The organism is Sporomusa sp. (genome assembly GCF_057736855.1).
The window spans coordinates 1-5240 of sequence record NZ_JBYKYF010000219.1 but is presented as its reverse complement, the minus strand read 5'-3'; the positions used below and the strand labels follow the sequence as shown (position 1 = coordinate 5240).

At 42.7% G+C, this 5240-nt stretch carries 5 protein-coding genes; all 5 read right to left on the bottom strand.

Going from position 1 to position 5240, the window contains the following annotated elements:
* Window positions 1-72: 72 nt before the first annotated feature.
* Entirely contained in the window at window positions 73-801 is a 729-nt protein-coding gene (locus AC29Z1_RS13030; RefSeq protein ID WP_488271888.1) for an amino acid ABC transporter ATP-binding protein, read from the bottom strand.
* A 39-nt stretch (window positions 802-840) separates the two neighbouring features.
* A complete protein-coding gene (locus AC29Z1_RS13025; protein WP_488271886.1) occupies window positions 841-1635 on the bottom strand; it encodes an amino acid ABC transporter permease in 795 nt (264 codons plus the stop codon).
* Window positions 1636-1701: 66 nt separating this feature from the next.
* Window positions 1702-2565, bottom strand: coding sequence for a transporter substrate-binding domain-containing protein (locus tag AC29Z1_RS13020; protein WP_488271885.1), 864 nt, complete (start codon window positions 2563-2565; stop codon window positions 1702-1704).
* Window positions 2566-2803: 238 nt separating this feature from the next.
* Complete coding sequence (locus AC29Z1_RS13015) at window positions 2804-4663, bottom strand: TRAP transporter permease (protein WP_488271887.1); 1860 nt, start codon at window positions 4661-4663, stop codon at window positions 2804-2806.
* A 141-nt stretch (window positions 4664-4804) separates the two neighbouring features.
* A partial coding sequence (locus tag AC29Z1_RS13010; protein ID WP_488271884.1) for a DUF1850 domain-containing protein occupies window positions 4805-5240 on the bottom strand: 436 nt, incomplete at its 5' end.

Sequence of the window (5240 nt, the reverse complement as noted above, 5' to 3'; positions counted from 1 at the left end):
TATATCCCCTGCTCCACTACACTTTATGCTTTACCCCAACATTTGACAAAGAACCTAATTATGGTCATTCAATTAGTTCGAAGTTACCCGGGAAAGGAAAGCTTTCGTCCGCGGATCTTTAGGATTATTAAAGATAACATCTGGCGTATCATCTTCAACAATAACCCCATTTTCCACATAAATGATGCGAGTGGCAACGTCACGAGCAAAAGCAATCTCATGTGTAACAATGATCATGGTTAGACCTTCCTTAGCCAACTCGCGCATAACGGCCAATACTTCGCCAACCATTTGTGTGTCCAGCGCCGAAGTCGGTTCGTCCATCAGCAGGACTTGTGGCTGAATAGCCAGAGCCCGAGCAATGGCCACTCTTTGCTTTTGACCCCCTGACAGTTGGTGCGGCTTGGCATTAATATATTGTGCCATGCCAACTTTCTCTAGAAAATGGAGAGCGGTTTGCTTAGCGGTTTGCTTATCCTGCTTTAACACCTTAACTAAGCCTATCATGCAGTTTTCTAGTACAGTCATATTATTAAACAAGTTAAACTGTTGAAATACCATACCAACTTTTGTCCGGTACAACGTCAGGTTATCTTGTTCTTCTACAATGTTTCGGTCTTCATGAATAATCTCGCCTGAGGTCGGTGTTTCCAACATATTGATACAACGGAGCATGGTCGATTTACCAGAACCTGAGGCACCAATAATACAGATAACGTCACCCTGAAAAACATCAAAACTAATATTTTTAAGAATTTCCCGGTCACCAAAGTATTTTACCAGGTTTTTAATTTTCAGCACTCGTGGTGCATTGTTTGCGGAAACTTTATTATCCATTCCTTAATTCCTGCCTTTCTTTGGAGTAAACGGCCCACATGGATCAGCCAAAGGATCGTATGGAACTAAGGAATAGTTATCAGGACCATCCATTTTCTTTTCTATCCATAGTAAAAAGCGTGAGACTGCAAAGGTCATAATAAAGTAAATAGCACAAGTAATAAAGAATACTTCAAAATAACGGTAATAAGCACCAGCGGCTGATTTGGATAAAAAGTATAACTCAGTTACCGAAATAACATTAAGCACCGAAGTATCTTTGATATTAATAATCAGATTGTTACCAATTTGCGGCATAATATTGCGTAATGCCTGCGGCAAAACAACATAAGACATCAGTTGAAAATGATTCATGCCAATGGCTTTAGCCGCCTCCGTTTGTCCTACATCAATAGAAATGATACCGCCACGGACGGTCTCAGCCATATAGGCGCCTGTATTCACAGAAACAACCAGGAAACCAGCAAATAGCGGCGACATATCGATATCGTAAAGTTGCATAGATCCGTAATATACAACCATTGCCTGTACAATCATGGGCGTACCACGAAAAACCTCAACATATGCAGCTAAAATGGCTCTAATACATCGAAGAAACCCCTTCTTAATTATACCATCTTTAGGGTTAATTGGTATGGTTTGCAGGATACCTACAAACAAGCCAATTATACAGCCAATTATCGTACCACCAACAGCTAATAATAGTGTAACTAGAGCGCCTTTTACAAAGAGTGCACCGTATTGCTGGAGCAAAAAATAAACCCACTCAAAAAAGGTTACCGGCATAGAACTTGTCATGTTTTTTTCCACCTTGATAATAATAAATCTTAGGGATGGCTATTGCCATCCCATCAATACTACTGATTATTTCGCTAATGGTTGTATCTTAATGGCTTGTTCCATCAGTTTGTCGCGATCAGCTTCGGTCAATGTACTCAGGGCTTTGTTAATTTTTTCTAGTAGGTCATCACTTCTTCCTTTAGCAACCGCAATACCCATTTCAACTTCTTCTCTCGCTACCTTAAACCCTTGTCCACCTTTAAAATCCAGCATAACTAAGCCTGGGTTGGCATATACGGCAGCCATAGCTGTTGGTTTATCGGTAGCCAGAACATCTACCTTACCGGAAGTTAAAGCAACAATCATACCAGGAACATTATCAATAGCAGGTTGAATTTTCGCATCGGGAATTTGTTTTAGCAAATCATACCAAACAGTATTAAGCTGTGATGTGGCAACAGCGCCTTTAAGATCTTCTAAATTCTTAGCAGCAGCAAACGGAGAGTCCTTTCTCGTAAGCGCAACAATCTCAGCATTGTAATACACAGAAGAAAAGTCAACGGTTTCTTTCCGCTTGCTGGTGATGCTCATACCAGCAATAGCTGCATCAATTTTACCGGCGTTTACAGCAGGAGCCAAGCCGTCCCACTCAATCTTATGTATTTCCAGCTCACACCCCATGGAATCAGCAATCTTTTTGGCAATCATGACATCATAGCCCATAGCATATTCTTGACTGCCTTTAATTTTAACCGCACCATTGTCAGGAGTAGTCTGCGTCCAGTTAAAAGGAGCATAACCACATTCCATACCTACTCGGAACACCTTTTTGTCTGCTGTTTTGGTTTCTGCTTCTTTTTTGTCGCTAGAACATCCGGTCAACATCACACCAAAAGCGACTATTGCTAAGCAGAGTACCATCCTTAGCAGCGTTTTGTAATTTTTCATCCTCGCTCAACCTTCCCCTTACTCTTTCGTGATAAATCAACACGTATATTAACACTATAATTGTAGCAATGCATATGAATAAATGTCAAGCTGTATACATTCGTATCAGAATATATCTATGCTCATTTTGCCAAATACCTTCATAAATAAAATGGTAACATGAATAATATTAAGAGGCAGTTCCTATGAAGCTGCCTCTTAATAAGTAGTGTCAAAACCAGGGAACTCTCCCCAAACCTTACTGCGATATTCCTTTAACATTTTCCTTCTGGCGGCGAGCCTTTATAATTTGGGCGCCAGTAAGAATAACTAAAATGGCGAATCCGATAGCATCCGTAACCAGGCCTGGATCAACCATCAGTATGCCCCCAATGAAAAAGAGGACACGTTCGAAATAACTAACATCAGTAATACAATAGCCTATCATCGCTATACCTAATCCCATCATCCCGCAAATGGCGGTTAGACTGCTTAAAAGTATTGAACCTGCTGTTGCTCCAATCATTAATAATATGGGTGAGAGAACAAAGATATACGGAACAATGAAAGCCGCTATTGCCAGCTTTGCCGCATTAACACCCGTCCGCATGGGTTTGGCACCAGCAATGCCTGCACCAGCAAATGCCGCCAGCGCTACCGGCGGGGTAATATCAGCAATAATTCCGAAATAAAAAACAAACATATGGGCTGCTAATATGGGTACTCCCATTTGAATTAGTGCCGGAGCAGCAATGGTTGAAGTGATAACATAGTTGGCAGTTGTGGGAACACCCATTCCCAGAATTAACGAGGTAACCATGGTAAAGAACATAGCCGGCAATAATTGTCCACCAGCCAGCTCAATGAGCGCTGACGCAAGCTTTAGCCCAATTCCGGTCTTGGTAACAACACCAATAATAATACCGGCTGTGGCACAAGCTACCAAAACGCCTAATACGCCGCGAGCACCGTTTTCTAAACCTTGAATAATTTGTTTAGGGGTAATTCTGGTAGACTTTCGCAGCATCGAGGCAACAATCGCTAGAACAATGGCCCACAAAGCTGCTTTCATTGGCGTATAGCCAGCAACCAGCAAATAAACAATAACAAGTAATGGCAGAGCCAGATGCCCCCGCTCAAAGAATAACTCCTTAACGTTAGGCAGTTCCTTGCGTGGAATTCCCTTCAATCCTTCCTTGCGGGCTTCAAAATGAACTCCGATCCAAATGCCGGCATAATACAGAATAGCCGGGATCACAGCCGCCTTAACGACCTCAATATAAGGAATACCAACAAATTCAGCCATCAGGAAGGCCGCCGCTCCCATGACAGGAGGCATTAGCTGTCCACCTGTTGAGGCAGCCGCTTCGACCGCCCCGGCAAACTCCGGCTTATAGCCAAGCTTTTTCATCATCGGGATGGTGAGACTGCCTGTGCCAACAACATTGGCAACCGAACTGCCGGAAACTGTCCCCATTAAAGCACTGGACAAAACAGCCACTTTGGCCGGTCCGCCTCTAGCCCAGCCAGCTATCGCATTTGCGATATCAATAAAAAATTTGCCCAGGCCAGTAGTTTCCAAATAAGCACCAAACAGAATAAATAAAAAGATAAATGTGGAAGAAACGCCCAGAGGAATACCGAAAATGCCTTCCGTAGTAAAGAATAAATGTCCCACCAACTCGCTGACATCTACGCCCTTATGCGCCAATATATCAGGCATATAAGGCCCGGCGAATGCATACACAACAAAGCCAGTAGCGACAATGACCATAGGCCAGCCAACTACCCGCCGGGCAGCTTCCAAAACAAGCACAATTCCCAGCAAGCCCATAGTTAAGTCGGTCGTTGTCACTGTGCCGGCCCGTAAAACAAGCTCCTGGTACAGTATGACAATATATAAAGGAGCTGCGGCTCCGAGAATGGCCAACAATAAGTCAACAGGATGCAATTTGCTTCTTGACCAGGATTTACGTGTCGGATAAAGCAAATAAACCAGTGTGAGTCCAAACCCTAGGTGGATTGCCCGTTGCAGGTGAGCATCCAATACGCCGAATATAGCCGTATATAATTGAAATAGTGAAAAAACAATAGCAATAACACTGACTATATAAGCCATCGGGCCGATATATTGGCGTGTATCGGATTCTTTGTCATATTTTTTTAGTATCTCTTCTGCAGAAAGTGTTTGCTTCATTAAAATTATTCGCCTCCCTCGTCTTTTGTGCGGAAAATATATAATCCCGAAATTGAATCACAATTAGAACCAGTACGAATACAGCGGCCCCAGCCTAACTGTAACAAGCGTTCCTGCTGGAAATAGGCTATAGAGAGGAATCGTCTGGCCTGCATACAGCAACGATACTTTTGCCTCCGGCCCGGTGCGTAAGCGTAAACACGGTTGGGGTCTGTTCATTCCTTTCATAACAAATTTATCTTTCTCGATCTGGAAATTCCCGTCTTCCGCCAAAAAAGGAAGTCCTACCCCAAACGATTGATACTCGGTAGAATCTAAAATCATCTGATACGAGTCACCGATAATAAAATTTTCAACCACCGGTGTCCGTTGCACAGAGTGAATAAACGTGAGAGTTAACTTTTCACCCGACTTTACCGGAATGGTTTGATAAATGCCCTGATTTGTCTCAATAAATATATATGGCTGAAATATAATGCTAACACCCCAAAAAACTAAT

Bases quoted from the DNA above. Each gene is read 5' to 3' on its own strand.
- AC29Z1_RS13025 (WP_488271886.1), bottom strand. From the start codon at position 1,635: ATGACAAGTTCTATGCCGGTAACCTTTTTTGAGTGGGTTTATTTTTTG.
- AC29Z1_RS13020 (WP_488271885.1), bottom strand. From the start codon at position 2,565: ATGAAAAATTACAAAACGCTGCTAAGGATGGTACTCTGCTTAGCAATA.
- AC29Z1_RS13015 (WP_488271887.1), bottom strand. From the start codon at position 4,663: ATGGCTTATATAGTCAGTGTTATTGCTATTGTTTTTTCACTATTTCAA.